The sequence below is a fragment of the Streptomyces venezuelae genome, from assembly GCF_008642295.1.
GTDB classification, from domain to species: Bacteria; Actinomycetota; Actinomycetes; order Streptomycetales; family Streptomycetaceae; genus Streptomyces; species Streptomyces venezuelae_C.
The window spans coordinates 6079406-6094229 of sequence record NZ_CP029190.1 but is presented as its reverse complement, the minus strand read 5'-3'; the positions used below and the strand labels follow the sequence as shown (position 1 = coordinate 6094229).

The window sequence follows — 14824 nt, the reverse complement described above, 5'->3', positions numbered from 1 at the left end:
CCACGGCCACCGGCTGGCCCATCGTAGCCAGCGGCCACGGCACCCGATGCCGCGCACCCACCGTTGTGTCACTTACGTATGGACGGTGGGTGACGGCGGTGCAAAGCTTCAAGGACTCCATCCTCCTCACCGTCGCACCGGGAGGCACGAGCAACATGGGCGACAAATCACACACGCAACAGCCCGGAGCCGCCGGCAGGGCACTGACGGCCGAGCGGCCCTCGTCCCTGCGGAACGTGGTGCTGGTCGGCCACAGCGGTGCCGGAAAGACCACGCTGGTCGAAGCCCTGGCCCTGACCTCGGGGGCGGTGAACCGGGCCGGACGCGTCGAGGACGGCGGGACCGTCTCCGACTACGACGAGATCGAGCACCGGCAGCAGCGCTCGGTCCAGCTCTCCCTCGTCCCGGTCGAATGGGGCGGAATCAAGATCAACATCCTGGACACCCCCGGATACGCCGACTTCGTCGGTGAGCTCAGGGCCGGTCTGCGCGCAGCGGACGCGGCCCTTTTCGTCGTCTCGGCCTCCGACGGGGTCGACGGGGCCACCCGCATGGTCTGGGAGGAATGCGAGGCCGTGGGCATGCCCCGGGCCATCGTCGTCACCCATCTGGAGGCATCCCGGGCCGACTACGCGCAGATGACCGCCGTCTGCGGCGAGATCTTCGGCGCGGACGACCCCGATGCCGTCGTCCCCCTCTACCTCCCGCTGTACGGACCGGCCGGCCCGGACGGCCACTCCCCCGTCACCGGGCTGCTCGGCCTGCTGTCCCGCCGGGTGTACGACTACGCCTCCGGGGAGCGGGTGGAGCGCGACCCGGACCCCGCCGAGCTGGAGCTCATCTCCGACGCCCGCAACCGGCTCATCGAGGGGATCATCGCCGAGAGCGAGGACGAGTCCCTGATGGACCGCTACCTCGGCGGCGAGGACATCGACGTCAAGACCCTGGTCGACGACCTCGAACGGGCCGTCGCCCGCGGCACCTTCCACCCCGTGCTGATGGCCGCCCCCGCCGCCGACGGCGCCCGCCAGGGCCTGGGCACCGTCGAACTCCTCGAACTGATCACCGGCGGCTTCCCCACCCCGCTGGAGCGCACCGCCCTCCCGGTCACCACCCCGGACGGCCGCCCCCGCCCCGACGCCGTCTGCGACCCCGACGGCCCGCTTCTCGCCGAGGTCGTGAAGACCTCCTCCGACCCCTATGTCGGCCGGGTCTCCCTGGTCCGGGTCTTCTCCGGCACCCTGCGGCCCGACGAGACCGTCCATGTGTCCGGGCACGGGCTCGCCGACCGCGGCCACGAGGACCACGATGTCGACGAGCGGGTCGGCGCCCTCACCGCCCCCTTCGGCAAGCAGCAGCGCACCCTCACCCGGGCCATCGCCGGCGATCTGGCCTGCGTGGCCAAGCTCACGCGTGCGGAGACCGGCGACACCCTGTCCGCGAAGGACGACCCGCTGCTGATGGAGCCCTGGGTGATGCCCGACCCGCTGCTCCCCCTGGCCATCGAGGCGCACAGCAAGGCCGACGAGGACAAGCTCTCGCAGGGGCTGTCCCGGCTGGTCGCCGAGGACCCGACCATGCGGCTGGAGCAGAACCAGCACACCCACCAGGTGGTCCTGTGGTGCCTCGGCGAGGCCCACCAGGACGTGGCCCTGGAACGGCTGCGTACCCGGTACGGGGTCCAGGTCGACCCGGTGCCGCACAAGGTCAGCCTCCGCGAGACCTTCGGCGACCGGGCCACCGGCCGCGGCCGGCACGTCAAACAGTCCGGCGGCCACGGCCAGTACGCCATCTGCGAGATCGAGGTCGAGCCGCTGCCGCCCGGCAGCGGGATCGAGTTCGTCGACAAGGTGGTCGGCGGAGCCGTCCCGCGCTCGTTCATCCCGTCGGTGGAGAAGGGCGTCCGCGGCCAGGCCGCGAAGGGCGTGGCGGCCGGCTATCCGCTGGTCGACGTACGGATCACCCTGCGCGACGGGAAGGCGCACTCGGTGGACTCCTCCGACGCCGCCTTCCAGACGGCCGGCGCCCTGGCCCTGCGCGAGGCCGCCGGCGAGGCCAGGATCCACCTCCTCGAACCGGTCGCCGAACTGGCCGTGATGATCCCCGACGAGTACGTCGGCGCCGTGATGAGCGATCTCGCGGGCCGCCGCGGACGGGTGGTCGGCACCGAACAGGCCGGCCCCGGACGGACCTTGGTACGGTCCGAGATCCCGGAGATCGAAATCGACCGGTACGCCGTGGACCTCCGCTCGGTCTCGCACGGAACCGGCCGGTTCAGCCGCAGTTACGCCCGGCACGAGCCGATGCCCCCGCAGCTGGCGGACAAGATTCGCGAACAAGCGGAGAGGGGAACCTAGTTGTCATAGCGTGTGACCGGCCGCCCACCCAACCAGCTTGCGGTGGGCGGCATTTCCCTGTCCCATATGCGACAGGGGCGGGACAACACGGCACAACGGGCACAGCACGAAACGATGGGGGCGGTCAGCGGTGGCGGACGACGGTTTCGACTTCAGGCCGGGAGCGCAGGTCCCGCTGCAGGGGGCGGGGGGCCAGACCGCGGCGACCCATGCGCTCGCCTCCGCCGCCTACCGGGACAGCCCGGTCGACGACATCCTCAAGGCCAACAACGAGCACTACGAGTCCACGGTCAAGGCCGGCCGTGCCTGGGCCACCGTTTTCAAGCCGAATCTGGGCGAGGCCTTCTCCCGTGCGGTGGAGGCCCGGATGCTCGGGGCCGCCCGCAAACCGCTGATCCAGTCCTTCGGCGCCGACCCGCAGACCGTGGTCGAGCACTGCCTGGCCGCCTCCCGGATCCGCAAGGAGCGCGACAGCCGGCTGCGCCTGATCACCCTGCTGTTCGGCGTGCTGTTCCTGCCCGGCATGCTGCTCTGGCTGGGGCTGTTCCAGATCCGCAAGATGCTCGCCAAGAACGAGAGCAGGCACGCCTCCTGGATCGGCACGGCCGTGCTGGTCGGTGTGGCCCTGGCGGCCCTGGTGCTGATGTTCCGGCTGCCCTACACCGGCTTCTGGGCGTACTACCTGCGCGGCATGATCATCGCGCCGGCCGTCGGCTGGTTCCTGGCCCGCCGGATCTGTGAGAGCACCGCCGTCGACCTGCGCGCCCGCTGGGACGGCCTGCTGTCCGGGGGCGGCGTCGGTGCCAAGATCCCGGAGGCCGTTCCGTCCGGCAAGCCCGGTGAGAAGGCCGCCGAGGACCTCCGCCACCAGCTCGCCAAGCTCACCGCCGAGGACCGCAGCAACTCCGTCTTCTACGCCGGACCCAAGGGCATACTCGGGATGGGCACCCGCTGGGGCAGCTGGCAGCTGGCCGAGGAGCTGGTCCCGCAGACCGAGGGCACCGAGATCCACCCCTTCCGCAGCTGGGACGTCATCCGGGCCATCCACGACCAGCTCCGCCTGATCGAGCGCGGCCCCCTGCACACCGGCGGCTTCCCCACCCCCGAGATCAAGCACTGGGTGGTCGCCCCGGTCGGCGAGGGCGCCAAGGAGGTGGCCCGCCCGGCCGGCGACAACGTCGACGGCTTCCAGGTCAAGCCGCACGAAATAACCCGTATCTGCAACGAGCAGCAGTTCAGCGCCGGCAACCGGCACTACCTCGGCATCCAGTGGCCGCTGTGGGACGGCCAGCTGGTGATCACCATGATGGTGACGGTCACCGTGCTCTACCAGACCCTCCGGGTGGAGGTCACCGGCCATGCCCTGGGCCCGGTGCACGGCCTGTTCACCAGCAAGTCCGAGCCCAAGAAGATCGAGGTCTCCAAGACCCTCCGGTTCTGGGAGACCACGGAGCGCATGCTGCCGGTGTGCGACACCTCCGAGGTGGTCCGCCTGATGGTCCGCGCCCCGCTGACCTGGTACCCGCCGGTCCTCGAATGGCTCGGCGGAAAGCTGATCCTGCCCGAGCCCTTCGGCGCCCGGCATGTGTGGGCCGGCTCGATGTGGCGGCACCGGTTCATGGCCGACGATGCGATGCGCGCCGCCACTCCGGTCCTGCGGGTGGTGCATGCAGCCGCGATGCGGGTCCTGAAGGAGAACGGCTGCGACATCGAACGCTTCAACAACCGCTCGATGATCGTCAGCGGTATGGTCCAGGAGCCCGGGCCGCGCAAGGTGGACGTGTACGACGCATAAGCCGCGCGGCCGGGCCCGGCCCGGCCGCGCACACGAACCGCTTGGGGGTGTCCGGTGGATCAGGGCCGGATGGCCCGGGTCGTCTGGTGCCGTGGATTGCAAGGCGGAGGAGGGAGTCGACGCGGTGGGGGCACCTCCCAGCGGTAGCTGGGGGACGTCGGCGACCGACGACAACGCGGCAAGCCGCGGTGCCAGGCGGGCCGGGCCCGGCCATGATCCGCCGGACACCCCCTAGTCCTGGGGCCAGGCCTCGGACAGCATCTGGCGGGTGTCCGCGAGCAGCTGCGGAAGCACCTTGGTGTGGCCGACCACCGGCATGAAGTTCGTGTCCCCGCCCCACCGCGGCACGATGTGCTGGTGCAGGTGCGCGGCGATGCCGGCCCCGGCCGCCGCACCCTGGTTCATCCCGATGTTGAACCCGTGCGCCCCGGAGGCCTTGCGCAGCGCGACCATGGCCCGCTTGGTGAGGTCCGCCAGCTCGGCGGTCTCCAGGCTGTCCAGCTCGGTGTAGTCGGCGACGTGCCGGTACGGGACCACCATGAGGTGCCCGCCGTTGTACGGGTAGAGGTTCAGCACGGCGTACACGTGCTTGCCACGGGCGACGACCAGCCCGTCCTCGTCCGACATGTTCGGAATGCCGCAGAAGGGGCAGCCGTCGCCGGCCTCCGGGCCGGTCGGCTTGTTCTCCCCCTGGATGTACGCCATCCGGTGAGGCGTCCACAGCCGCTGGAAGGCGTCCTGTGTGCCCACACCGATCTGCTGCTCCGGCTCAGTCGTCATGGCATGCAGCATATGACCTTGCCGCCGGTCGGCGTGTCGCCGGGGCGGAGATCGCCCCGGGGGCGGCGATGCTGGCCCCATGGACGACCAGGCGAACCTCATGTTGCGGCGCTGGGAGGACCGCGCCGAGCTCCCGCTGCTCGCGGCCTCCCTGCTCTTCCTGGCCGGATACGCGGTGAGCGTGCTGGCCCACGGTGACCCGATCCTGCAGGACATCGCGCTGGCGGTGATCGCCCTGAGCTGGCTCTGCTTCGGGGTGGACTACCTGGTACGGCGGCAGCTGAGCGGCCTCGGCCTGTGGCGCTTCGCCCGTACGCACTGGCTGGACACCCTCGTCCTGCTGCTGCCGCTGCTGCGCCCGCTGCGGGTGGTCAAGGTGTACACGGCGGTGCAGCGGCGCCGCGACCAGCCGCGGTACAGCCTCTACGCGCGGGCGATCACCTACGCCGGGCTCTCCGCCGTCCTGCTGGGCTTCTCCGGGGCGCTGGCCGTCTACCAGCAGGAGCGGGGCGCCCCCGGGGCATCGATCCGCACCTTCGGAGACGCGCTCTGGTGGGTGTGCGAGACGCTCACCACCGTGGGCTACGGGGACGTGGTCCCGGTGACCGCGGGGGGCCGGGGGATCGCGGTCCTGCTGATGGTCTGCGGGCTGGCGCTGCTGGGTGCGGTGACCGGTTCCTTCTCGTCCTGGCTGCTGGCGGTGTTCGCCCGGGAGGACGAGAAGCGGCAGCAGGGCCGGACCGGCGGCGAGGACGGGAGCGGGGGCCCGGGGAAGTGATCACTCCCCCGGGCCCCCGTTTCCTGTCCGTCAGACCTGGACGCGGTCCTCGACGACCTGCACCAGCTTGGCGAGGGCCTCGTCCTTCGCGATGCCGTTCTCCTGCGAACCGTCGCGGTAGCGGAAGGAGACGGTGCCGGCGGCCATGTCCTCGTCACCGACGATGATCATGAACGGGACCTTCTGCTTCTGCTGGTTGCGGATCTTCTTCTGCATCCGGTCGGAGGAGGCGTCCACCTCCACCCGCAGGCCCTTCTTCTTCGCCTCGGCGGCGAACTCCTGCAGGTACTCCACGTGCACGTCGCCGATCGGGATGCCCACGGCCTGGACCGGGGCCAGCCACGGCGGCATGGCGCCCGCGTAGTGCTCCAGCAGCACCGCGAAGAACCGCTCGATCGAGCCGAACAGGGCCCGGTGGATCATGACGGGGCGCTGGCGGGAGCCGTCCGGGCCGGTGTACTCCAGGTCGAAGCGCTCGGGCAGGTTGAAGTCCAGCTGCACGGTCGACATCTGCCAGGTCCGGCCGATGGCGTCGCGCGCCTGCACCGAGATCTTCGGGCCGTAGAAGGCCGCGCCGCCCGGGTCGGGGGTCAGCGGGAGGCCCTGCTTCTCGGCGACCTGCTGGAGGACCGCGGTGGCCTCCTCCCACGCCTCGTCGGTGCCGACGTACTTCTCCGGGTCCTTGGTGGAGAGCTCCAGGTAGAAGTCGGTCAGACCGTAGTCGCGGAGCAGGTTCAGCACGAAGGTCAGCGTCCGGTCCAGCTCCTCCGCCATCTGCTCGCGGGTGCAGTAGATGTGCGCGTCGTCCTGGGTGAAGCCGCGGGCCCGGGTCAGGCCGTGCACCACACCGGACTTCTCGTACCGGTACACCGTGCCGAACTCGAACAGGCGGAGCGGCAGTTCGCGGTAGGACCGGCCGCGCGCGTCGAAGATCAGGTTGTGCATCGGGCAGTTCATGGGCTTGAGGTAGTAGTCGGTACCACCGTCGAGCTGCATGGGGGGGTACATGCCCTCCGCGTACCAGTCCAGGTGACCGCTCTTCTCGAAGAGGGCGCCCTTGGTGGCGTGCGGGGAGTAGACGAACTCGTAGCCCTCCTCCTCGTGCCGGCGGCGCGAGTAGTCCTCCATGGTGCGGCGGATGATGCCGCCCTTGGGGTGGAAGACGGCGAGGCCGGAGCCGATCTCGTCCGGGACGGAGAAGAGGTCCAGCTCGTTGCCGAGCCGGCGGTGGTCGCGCTTCTCGGCCTCGGCGAGGAAGTCGAGGTGGGCCTTCAGCTCCTCCTTCGACGGCCACGCGGTGCCGTAGATGCGCTGGAGCATCGGGTTCTTCTCGCTGCCGCGCCAGTAGGCGGCGGCGTTGCGCATCAGCTTGAAGGCCGGGATGTTCCGGGTGGTGGGCAGGTGCGGACCGCGGCAGAGGTCCTTCCAGCACAGGTCACCGGTCTTGGCGTCCAGGTTGTCGTAGATGGTCAGCTCGCCGCCGCCCACCTCGACGCTGGCGCCGTCCTCGGTCGATGCCGAGCCCTTGATGCCGATGAGCTCCAGCTTGTACGGCTCGTCCGCGAGCTCCTCGCGGGCGGCCTCGTCGGAGACGACGCGGCGGGCGAACTTCTGCCCGCGCTTCTGGATCTCCTGCATCTTCTTCTCGATGGCCTTGAGGTCATCGGGGGTGAAGGGCTTCTCGACGTCGAAGTCGTAGTAGAAGCCGTCCCGGACCGGCGGGCCGATGCCCAGCTTGGCCTCGGGGAAGAGCTCCTGCACGGCCTGGGCCATGACGTGCGCGGTCGAGTGGCGAAGGATGTCCAGGCCGTCCGGGGAGGAGATCTCCACCGGCTCGACGGACTCGCCGTCCCTCACCTCGTACGCGAGGTCCTTGAGCTCGCCCGCGACGCGCGCCGCGATGACGGTGCGCTCGCCGGAGAAGAGGTCCGCCGCCGTAGTGCCCGTAGTCACCACGCGCTCTTCCCGCTCGGAATCGCGTTGGATGATCACACGGACGTCTGACACCGGTCTCTCCTGACTCAGGGGTGCGGCAGCGGACACTGCGCGCGCCTGAATCGTACCGAGAGGGGCGGGCCGACCGCTAAACGGTTGGCGGCGGAGCGGGATGGCGGCGAGGGTGGGCCCGTGCGGAGCCCGTACGCCCGTCTGCCCCCGGAGGGAACACGCCCATGCCCGACCCGCTCGTACAGCCCTTGGACCTCGCGCAGGACGCGGTCGCGGAGGCCGTGCAGCGCCTCGGACGGGCGTCCTACGCCGTGGAGGCGGAGCTGATCGGCTTTGACGGGATCCCGGGGCTCCGGGAGAGCCTGGCGGAGCTACGGGCGCGGCCGTTGCGGTGGGTGGGGGTGGCGGCGGACCGGGACGGCGGTCTGGCCGGGGCGCTGGCCTGGGAGGAGCCGGCGCCGGCGCCGACGACGGGTGCCGGCGCGGGCGCGGCGGCGGCCCGGATCGACCGGCTGTGCGTGGACCCGGCCTGGTTCCGCAAGGGGATCGCCTCGCAGCTGGTCCGGTACTTCCTGGAGGAGGTGGCGGCCGGGCGCGCGGCGGAGGTGACCACGGGTGCGGCCAACGCTCCGGCGGTCGCCCTGTACGAGCGGCTGGGCTTCGTCCGCGGGGCGGACTTCTCCCCCGCCCCAGGGCTCCGGATGGCCTCCTTCCACCGCCCCGCACCCCACCCCCGCCACCGCTAGGCGGCCCGGCGGCTCCGGCCGCCCCGGGGGCCCGCGGCCTCCTGGAAGTCAGGCGTCCGGGAGGGTGTCGTCCTCCAGGGACTTCCGGAGGCGGTCGCGGTCGACCTCGTCCAGGGGGACCGGGGAGACGTCCGAGACCTCCGTCAGACGGCGGAAGCCGCCGCGGCGCTCCAGCCGGCCGCTGAGCCGGACCGGGATGCCGGCCAGGTGGGCATGGCCCGCCACCCCGTACGCCTCCTCGTCCAGCGCAGCCCGGACGTACGCGATCTCCGCGCCGGACAGCACGCGCAGCCTGACCGTCCCGCCGCCCCCCGGTGCCGAGCGGCGCATCCGGACCACCGCGCCCGCCAGGCTGACCGGCACCGCCGGTTCGTCCCGGGTGTAGCGGGTGGCCGCGTCCCGCAGCGCCGGCAGGTCGCCCGGGGAGAACTCGACCGGCTCGGGGCGGGCCGCGCAGCCCGCCGGTACCCCGGCGGCCGGCGCCCAGGCCAGCGCGACCGTCGCCCCCTCCGTGCCGTGGACCAGCGCGATCAGTGCCTCGGCGAGCTCCCGGCTGACTCCGGCCGCGACCGCCGCGTCGAAGGCTTCCATGCCGCCCGTGGTCCGCTGGTAGTCCACCGCCTCCCGGGCCGCGTGCAGCGCATGGTGCAGCCGGGTCACCGTCCCCCGGCCGCCGTCCACCGGGACGTACGCGGTCAGCCGGCGCCCGGTTGGCGCCGGGCCCACCAGTACCCCGTCCAGGGACCGTTCCGCCTGGCCGCGCCATCGTGCGCCGTAGTAGCCGGCCCGGGCCCGGTCGGCGAGGGCGCCCGCGACCAGCAGGTGCCGGGCCGCCGACCGGAGTTGTTCCTGTGCGGTCCAGGAGGACTCGGCGGCCGGCGCCGTCTCGCGGGCCCAGCGGATTTCGTCGCTCGGCACGGTCAGCCCGTACAGCACCTCCCGGGCCGAGGGGAGCCCGCTGCGGCCGAGCGCGGTGATCGCCTCGTCCAGCAGGTCCGTGCAGTCCGGGAAGGCACGGTTCTCCGGGACCAGCAGGCTGGTGCCGGCCCGGCCGGGCGGTGTCCAGCGGCCGTACCGGCCGGCGGCGCCCCCGCGCCGCTGCCAGCCGTGCCGGTGCAACAGGGCGGCCAGGACGGCCGGGTCGACCTGTCCCGGGTCCAGGCCCGGGAGATCGGTGGCGGGCTCGGGCTTCGGCGACTGCCAGTGCATCAGGGTGTCCCTCCCGACCCGACCCGGGTCATGATCTCGCACAGCGCGCGGTCGTCGAAGATCCTCGAGGTCGGGATCCGGACGGTGGTGCGGCGCCGGCCCGTCACGGGGTGGCCGGCCAGGTTGGTCCAGTAGCAGCAGTGCCGCAGGCCCAGCCGCTCGTGCCGGGCGTCGAGCCAGTCCCGGCGCTCCCGCGGTACGACCATCACCACGAGGATCTTGTGGACGGCGACCGGGGTCCGGGCCAGTTTCTGCAGGTGCTCGTTGTCCAGGGTGAAGGCGAAGGTCGGCCCGGGCGGCCGGGCGGCCACCTGGTAGGTGGCCTTCAGCTGCACCTTGACGGTGACCTCGTCGTCGACCGTGTGCTCGGCCGCGCCGTGGCTGACGTGCCAGTCGATGCCGTTGTCCGGGAACGGCTGGGACAGCGAGCAGCCCGCGGCGGCGGCGACCGCGTGCAGATAGCCCACCTGGAGGGTTTCCATGCAGGCGGTGGTGGCGAGGCTGCCGCGCAGCACCTCACCCGGCTCGGGATGCGCGAGCGCCATGGCTCCCCATGCCTTCCAGGCTCGACTGGCCGGATTGTGACGACCGTTCACCTGTACGGCCCCCCAACGGAGTTGTCTCCGCAGCCGACGCGCCGCAAACGGCGTACCGGGCAAACCTCCCGGGTATCACGGATGCGGGCAGGCCTCGCCTGCCGTTCGGGGACGAGGAGTTCGCCATGACGCGCTGGTACGAGGGCCCGCTGGCCGCATTCGACACAGAAACCACCGGGGTGGACGTCGAGGAGGACCGCATCGTGTCCGCCGCGATCGTCGTCCAGGAGTGCGCGGGCGGCCGGGCCCGGGCAACTCGCTGGCTGGTCAATCCCGGTGTTCCGGTACCGCCGGGCGCCACCGAGGTGCACGGCCTGACCGACGACCATCTCCAGCGCAACGGCCGCTGGCCGGCCCCGGTGGTGGAGGAGATAGCCCGCACCCTGGCCGAGCAGCAGGTGGCCGGCCGGCCGGTGGTGGTGATGAACGCGCCGTTCGATCTGACGCTGCTGGACCGGGAGTTGCGTCGGCACCGGGCGTCCTCACTGACCCGGTATCTGGACAACCGGCCGCTGACGGTGCTGGATCCGCGGGTGCTGGACAAGCATCTGGACCGCTACCGCAAGGGCCGGCGGACCCTGACCGATCTGTGCGCGCACTACGGCATAGAGCTGGAGGGAGCGCATGACGCGGCGGCGGACGCCCTGGCCTCGCTGGAGGTGGTCCGGGCGGTGGGGCGCCGGTTCGCGCCCCGGCTGGAGCGGCTGACCCCGGCCGAGCTGCACACCCTGCAGGCGGTGTGGCATGCGGCGCAGGCCCGCGGACTGCAGGCCTGGTTCGCGCGCAACGGTTCGGAGGAGGCGGTGGATCCGCACTGGCCGGTCCGGCCGGAGCTGTCCACGGCCGCCTGAGGGCACGGGAGAACACGAAAGAGCCGGTCCGTCTGGGACGGACCGGCTTCTCCCGGTGTGGGCGATACTGGGATCGAACCAGTGACCCCTTCGGTGTGAACGAAGTGCTCTCCCGCTGAGCTAATCGCCCGGGAACGGACTGAACCATACAGGCCCGGCCGGGGTTCGTTCAAACCGCTTCCAGCCAGGCGGCCAGACCGCGCCGTCCGGAGCGCATCATCAGGGCGTGGTTGAGCCGGAAGAACGGCCTCCCGGGGACCGCCAGAGCGCGCATCAGCGGCTGGCGGACGACGACCTCCTGCTCGTACACGACCCGGGTGCCGCCCGCGCCGTGGGGCAGCACAGTCCACCGCACCCACCCTTCGAGGTCTCCCGCCAGGGCGGCCTCCAGCACCCGGCGGGCGGGGTCGGCCGGCCGTTCGGTGGCGGTGACGCGGAGCGCGTACGGCAGGAAGGAGCGGAACACGGCGGTGCCGATCCGATCGTCGGCGGGGTCGGGGGTGACCTCGCGGATCTGGGGCCACCAGAGCGGGTAGTCGAGGGGGCGTTCCAGCACGGCGTACACGCGGGCGGGCGGGGCGGCGAGGTCCCAGACGCTGCGGAAGCGGTAGTGACTCCAGTCCATTGAGATGAGTATGCGTACCCATGTGCGGGCCGGGTGACCGGCACCACACTGCGAACCATGGAAAACGCCCTGCCACCGGCCGAGGAGCTGGTGCTCGTCGACCGTGAACTGGTCCAACTCGATGCGCGCCGGGTCTATTTGCTGGGCCGGCGGGCCTGGCTGCTGGGGCGGCTGGAGGCCGCCGCGCGGCCCTGGCCGGCCCAGGCGGCACCGGCACGGCCGGCGGAGGCTTCGGCGCCCGGCGCCCAGAACGTGCTGCTGACCCTGGGTGCGGTGCTGCTCGGGGTGGCGGCGCTGGCGTTCACGCTGGTGAGCTGGGGCTCGATGGGGATCGGGGGCCGGTCGGCGGTGCTGGCCGCGGTGACCGCGGCGGCGCTGGCGGCGCCCGCGCTGCTGCTGCGCCGGGGGCTGCGGTCCACCGCCGAATCGGTGGCGGGGGTGGGTCTGACGCTGACGGTGCTGGACGCGTACGCCCTGTATGCGGTGGGTCTGTCGGACACGGACGGCCTGGCGTACGCGGCCGGGGCCGCGGCGGTGCTGGCGGCGGTCTGGGCGGGGTACGGGCTGGCCCTGCGCCCGCTGCGGATGCCGCTGCCCGCCGCGGTGCTGACCGGGCAGCTGCCGTTGCCGCTGGCGGCACTGGCCGCGGGGGCCGGGGCCACCGGGGTGGGCTGGGCGCTGCTGGCCACCGCGGCGCCGGCCGCCGGGCTCGCGCTGTGGATCCGGGCCGGGGCGGCCGTGCGGTGGTGCGCCGGGGTGTCGGCGGCGGTGTCCGGCTCGGCGGTGCTGCTGACCGGGCTGACGGTGTCGGCGGGCACCGGGGCGGTGGCCCCCTCGCTGCTGCTCGCCGCGCTGGCGGCCGGCTGTGTGGCGGTGGCCTGGCGGGCGGCGGGCCCGGTGGGGTACGCGTCGGCTGCGGCGGGCGGTTTCGCGGCCGTGGGCGCGCTGGGCGGGCTGCTGCGGCCGTCCTGGGACTCGGAGTGGACGGTGGTGGTCCACCTGGCGGTGGCGCTGCCGCTGCTGGGGGCGGTACGGGCGCCCCGCGTGCCGCGGCCGGTCCGGCTGGGGACGGCGATGGCCGGGGCGGTGGTCGCGGGGCTGGCGGTGCTGGTGGTGCTGCCGGCGGCCGGGGTGGCGCAGGCGGCTCGGCTGACGGTGGCGGCCGAGCCCTGGCAGGCCTCGGAACCGGCTGCGGCGGTGCTGTGGCCGGGGGCGGCGGTGCCGGTGGTGCTGCTGTTGGCGGCGGCTGCTGCGGGGCTGCTGGAGCGGCTGCTGCGGCGGCCGGAGCCGCGCGGGGTGGCGGTGGCCCTGGGGTGGGCCGGACTGTTCACGGCGCCGCTGCTGCCGGTGGCCGCGGTGCCCGTGGTGCCGGCGGTGCAGGTGGCGGTGTCGGTGGCGGCGCTGGCCCTGGCGCTGCGGTGGTCCGGCCGGGGGCCGGACGGTTCGCGGCCGGGCGGGGTGCGGGCGGCCGGGCTGGTGGCGGCGGTGTGTGCGCTGCTGGGGGCCGTTGCCGTGGCGGTGGCGGCGCTGGACGGCCGGGTGGCCACCTTCGCGGTGCTCGGGGCGCTGGGGGCGTCGTGCGCCAGGGCTGCGGCGTACCGGCCCGCTCCGGCCTGGCTGCGGGCCGGGGCGGCGGTGGGGGCCGTCGGGTGTGCGACGGGGCTGCTGACGGCCCTGGGGGCCGTGCTCGGGCTCCCGGTGCACACCTGGGGGCTGCTGGTGCTGGCCGTCCCGGCGGCGGTGGCCGTCCGGCCGCCGGGACGGGACGGCGCGGTCCCCCGGCTGCCGGTGGAGCTCGTGGCGGCCGTGGCGGGCGGCCTGGCGGTGGCCCTGGCCGCCGCGGAGCCGGCCTGGCTGGCGCTGCTGCTGGCACTGGCGGGGGTGGTGTGCGCGGGCGCTGCGGTACGGGCGGACCGGCGCGGCCTCGGCTACGCGGCCGGGGTGCTGTTGGTGGCTGCGACCTGGGTGCGGCTGGTGGCGTCCGGGGTGCAGGTCCCGGAGGCGTACACGCTGCCCGTGACGGTGCCCGCGCTGGCGGTGGGCCTGCTGCGGCGCCGCCGGGACCCACAGGCCTCGTCCTGGGCGGCGTACGGGCCGGGCCTGGCGGCCACCCTGCTGCCGAGCCTGGTCGCGGCCTGGGGGGACGCGCACTGGCTGCGCCCGCTGCTGCTGGGGGTGGCCGCGCTGGCGGTGACCCTGGCCGGGGCGCACCGCCGGCTCCAGGCCCCGCTGCTGCTGGGCGGGGCCGTGCTGGCGCTGGACGCGCTGCACGAGCTGATGCCGTACGTGGTGCAGGTGGCCGACGCCCTGCCGCGCTGGCTGCCGCCGGCCCTGGCGGGGGTGCTACTGCTGGCGGTGGGGGCGACGTACGAGAAGCGGCTGCGGGACGCCCGGCGGCTCCGGGCGGCCCTCGGCAGGCTGCGGTAGGCCACCGCGCCGAAGGCCCGGAGACTTCGAGAAGTCTCCGGGCCTTCGTCCGGGTGGGCGATACTGGGTTCGAACCAGTGACCTCTTCGGTGTGAACGAAGCGCTCTCCCACTGAGCTAATCGCCCGGGCGCACCGCAAACATTACCCCATGTCAGCGGTGCCTTTGACCATCGCGCCCGGCCGCCCGCGGCCGGCCGCCGATCACTCGCCCTTGAGGTCCCAGGGCATGGTCATGCCGTACTTCCAGAGGTACACGCCGAGCAGGGCGCCGGTGATCACCAGGCCGATCGAGGTCAGGATGATGTTGCGGCGGCGGACCCTGGGGTCGAGCGCCTTCTGGGCGGCCTCGGTGACCTTGCGCTTGGTCCAGCGCAGCACGAGCTGGGCCCAGACGAACTCGGTCGCCCAGATCGCCATGCCACCGAAGATGATCACCCAGCCCGGTCCGGGCAGGGGCAGCAGGATGATGCCCGTGATCACGACGGCGAGGCCGACGATGAAGACGCCGACCTGCCAGCTCAGGTGAAGGGTTCTGCGTGCCTGGATGAAGGCGGGCGCCCGTGAGCCGAGCGGTTGCTCCGTCTCGGTCATATCGGCGGCCTGACCCTCGTTACTCCCCGTATTCATGGGCAGGAATCTACCCGAGCCGAAAGCACACGTGAATGGCCGTTTGGATCCGCCGTCCGAGGGACCCGAAGGTCCGCAAAACGGT

The 14824-nt window shown here is 72.9% G+C and carries 12 protein-coding genes and 2 tRNA genes; 6 read left to right on the top strand and 8 right to left on the bottom strand.

The window, feature by feature from the left end; all coding sequences use genetic code 11:
- Window positions 1-155: 155 nt before the first annotated feature.
- Entirely contained in the window at window positions 156-2357 is a 2202-nt protein-coding gene (locus DEJ50_RS27505) for an elongation factor G-like protein EF-G2 (protein WP_150212397.1), read from the top strand.
- Between the two features lie 130 nt (window positions 2358-2487).
- The gene (locus DEJ50_RS27500) at window positions 2488-4152 is read left to right on the top strand and encodes a hypothetical protein (protein WP_150210769.1); all 1665 of its coding nucleotides are present in this window, start codon (window positions 2488-2490) and stop codon (window positions 4150-4152) included.
- 231 nt (window positions 4153-4383) lie between these two features.
- Here the strand turns inward: DEJ50_RS27500 and DEJ50_RS27495 are convergent, their stop codons facing one another.
- Complete coding sequence (locus tag DEJ50_RS27495) at window positions 4384-4944, bottom strand: HIT family protein (RefSeq protein WP_150210768.1); 561 nt, start codon at window positions 4942-4944, stop codon at window positions 4384-4386.
- Window positions 4945-5011: 67 nt separating this feature from the next.
- Between DEJ50_RS27495 and DEJ50_RS27490 the strand changes: the two genes are divergently transcribed.
- Window positions 5012-5710, top strand: coding sequence for a potassium channel family protein (locus DEJ50_RS27490; RefSeq protein WP_150210767.1), 699 nt, complete (start codon window positions 5012-5014; stop codon window positions 5708-5710).
- 30 nt (window positions 5711-5740) lie between these two features.
- Here the strand turns inward: DEJ50_RS27490 and thrS are convergent, their stop codons facing one another.
- Window positions 5741-7717 (bottom strand): threonine--tRNA ligase, encoded by a 1977-nt coding sequence (thrS, locus tag DEJ50_RS27485; RefSeq protein ID WP_150210766.1) that lies wholly within the window; start codon window positions 7715-7717, stop codon window positions 5741-5743.
- A 164-nt stretch (window positions 7718-7881) separates the two neighbouring features.
- On the opposite strand from thrS, the gene DEJ50_RS35315 reads away from it, so the two are divergent.
- Window positions 7882-8403, top strand: a complete 522-nt coding sequence (locus DEJ50_RS35315; protein ID WP_150210765.1) for a GNAT family N-acetyltransferase — start codon at window positions 7882-7884, stop codon at window positions 8401-8403.
- Window positions 8404-8451: 48 nt separating this feature from the next.
- Here the strand turns inward: DEJ50_RS35315 and DEJ50_RS27475 are convergent, their stop codons facing one another.
- Together DEJ50_RS27475 and DEJ50_RS27470 are read right to left on the bottom strand one after the other, a co-directional pair.
- Window positions 8452-9612: a hypothetical protein gene (locus tag DEJ50_RS27475; protein WP_223837930.1), complete on the bottom strand. Its 1161-nt coding sequence runs from the start codon at window positions 9610-9612 to the stop codon at window positions 8452-8454.
- On the bottom strand, window positions 9612-10157 hold the full coding sequence (locus DEJ50_RS27470; RefSeq protein WP_150210764.1) for a DUF4365 domain-containing protein: 546 nt from the start codon (window positions 10155-10157) through the stop codon (window positions 9612-9614). Before DEJ50_RS27470 ends, DEJ50_RS27475 begins: the two co-directional genes overlap by 1 nt.
- A 176-nt stretch (window positions 10158-10333) precedes the next feature.
- Here DEJ50_RS27470 and DEJ50_RS27465 point away from each other — a divergent pair, with 176 nt between their 5' ends.
- Window positions 10334-11059, top strand: coding sequence for a 3'-5' exonuclease (locus DEJ50_RS27465; protein ID WP_150210763.1), 726 nt, complete (start codon window positions 10334-10336; stop codon window positions 11057-11059).
- 58 nt (window positions 11060-11117) lie between these two features.
- On the opposite strand, the gene DEJ50_RS27460 is transcribed toward DEJ50_RS27465, so the two are convergent.
- Together DEJ50_RS27460 and DEJ50_RS27455 are read right to left on the bottom strand one after the other, a co-directional pair.
- A tRNA-Val gene (locus tag DEJ50_RS27460) sits at window positions 11118-11189 on the bottom strand.
- Window positions 11190-11228: 39 nt separating this feature from the next.
- A complete protein-coding gene (locus DEJ50_RS27455) occupies window positions 11229-11684 on the bottom strand; it encodes an SRPBCC family protein (RefSeq protein WP_150210762.1) in 456 nt (151 codons plus the stop codon).
- 57 nt (window positions 11685-11741) lie between these two features.
- On the opposite strand from DEJ50_RS27455, the gene DEJ50_RS27450 reads away from it, so the two are divergent.
- Window positions 11742-14111 carry an SCO7613 C-terminal domain-containing membrane protein gene (locus DEJ50_RS27450; RefSeq protein WP_190344724.1) on the top strand — a complete coding sequence of 790 codons (2370 nt, stop codon included), beginning with the start codon at window positions 11742-11744 and terminating at the stop codon, window positions 14109-14111.
- Between the two features lie 54 nt (window positions 14112-14165).
- Here DEJ50_RS27450 and DEJ50_RS27445 read toward each other — a convergent pair.
- Together DEJ50_RS27445 and DEJ50_RS27440 are read right to left on the bottom strand one after the other, a co-directional pair.
- Window positions 14166-14237: transfer RNA gene (locus tag DEJ50_RS27445), tRNA-Val, on the bottom strand.
- A gap of 76 nt (window positions 14238-14313) precedes the next feature.
- A complete protein-coding gene (locus tag DEJ50_RS27440; protein WP_150210760.1) occupies window positions 14314-14739 on the bottom strand; it encodes a TIGR02611 family protein in 426 nt (141 codons plus the stop codon).
- Between the last annotated feature and the right edge of the window lie 85 nt (window positions 14740-14824).

Coding starts and splice junctions, on each gene's coding strand:
- DEJ50_RS35315 (WP_150210765.1), top strand. CDS start 7,882: ATGCCCGACCCGCTCGTACAGCCCTTGGACCTCGCGCAGGACGCGGTC.
- DEJ50_RS27455 (WP_150210762.1), bottom strand. CDS start 11,684: ATGGACTGGAGTCACTACCGCTTCCGCAGCGTCTGGGACCTCGCCGCC.
- DEJ50_RS27465 (WP_150210763.1), top strand. CDS start 10,334: ATGACGCGCTGGTACGAGGGCCCGCTGGCCGCATTCGACACAGAAACC.
- DEJ50_RS27475 (WP_223837930.1), bottom strand. CDS start 9,612: ATGCACTGGCAGTCGCCGAAGCCCGAGCCCGCCACCGATCTCCCGGGC.
- DEJ50_RS27470 (WP_150210764.1), bottom strand. CDS start 10,157: ATGGCGCTCGCGCATCCCGAGCCGGGTGAGGTGCTGCGCGGCAGCCTC.
- DEJ50_RS27495 (WP_150210768.1), bottom strand. CDS start 4,944: ATGCTGCATGCCATGACGACTGAGCCGGAGCAGCAGATCGGTGTGGGC.
- DEJ50_RS27450 (WP_190344724.1), top strand. CDS start 11,742: ATGGAAAACGCCCTGCCACCGGCCGAGGAGCTGGTGCTCGTCGACCGT.
- DEJ50_RS27490 (WP_150210767.1), top strand. CDS start 5,012: ATGGACGACCAGGCGAACCTCATGTTGCGGCGCTGGGAGGACCGCGCC.
- DEJ50_RS27505 (WP_150212397.1), top strand. CDS start 156: ATGGGCGACAAATCACACACGCAACAGCCCGGAGCCGCCGGCAGGGCA.
- DEJ50_RS27440 (WP_150210760.1), bottom strand. CDS start 14,739: ATGAATACGGGGAGTAACGAGGGTCAGGCCGCCGATATGACCGAGACG.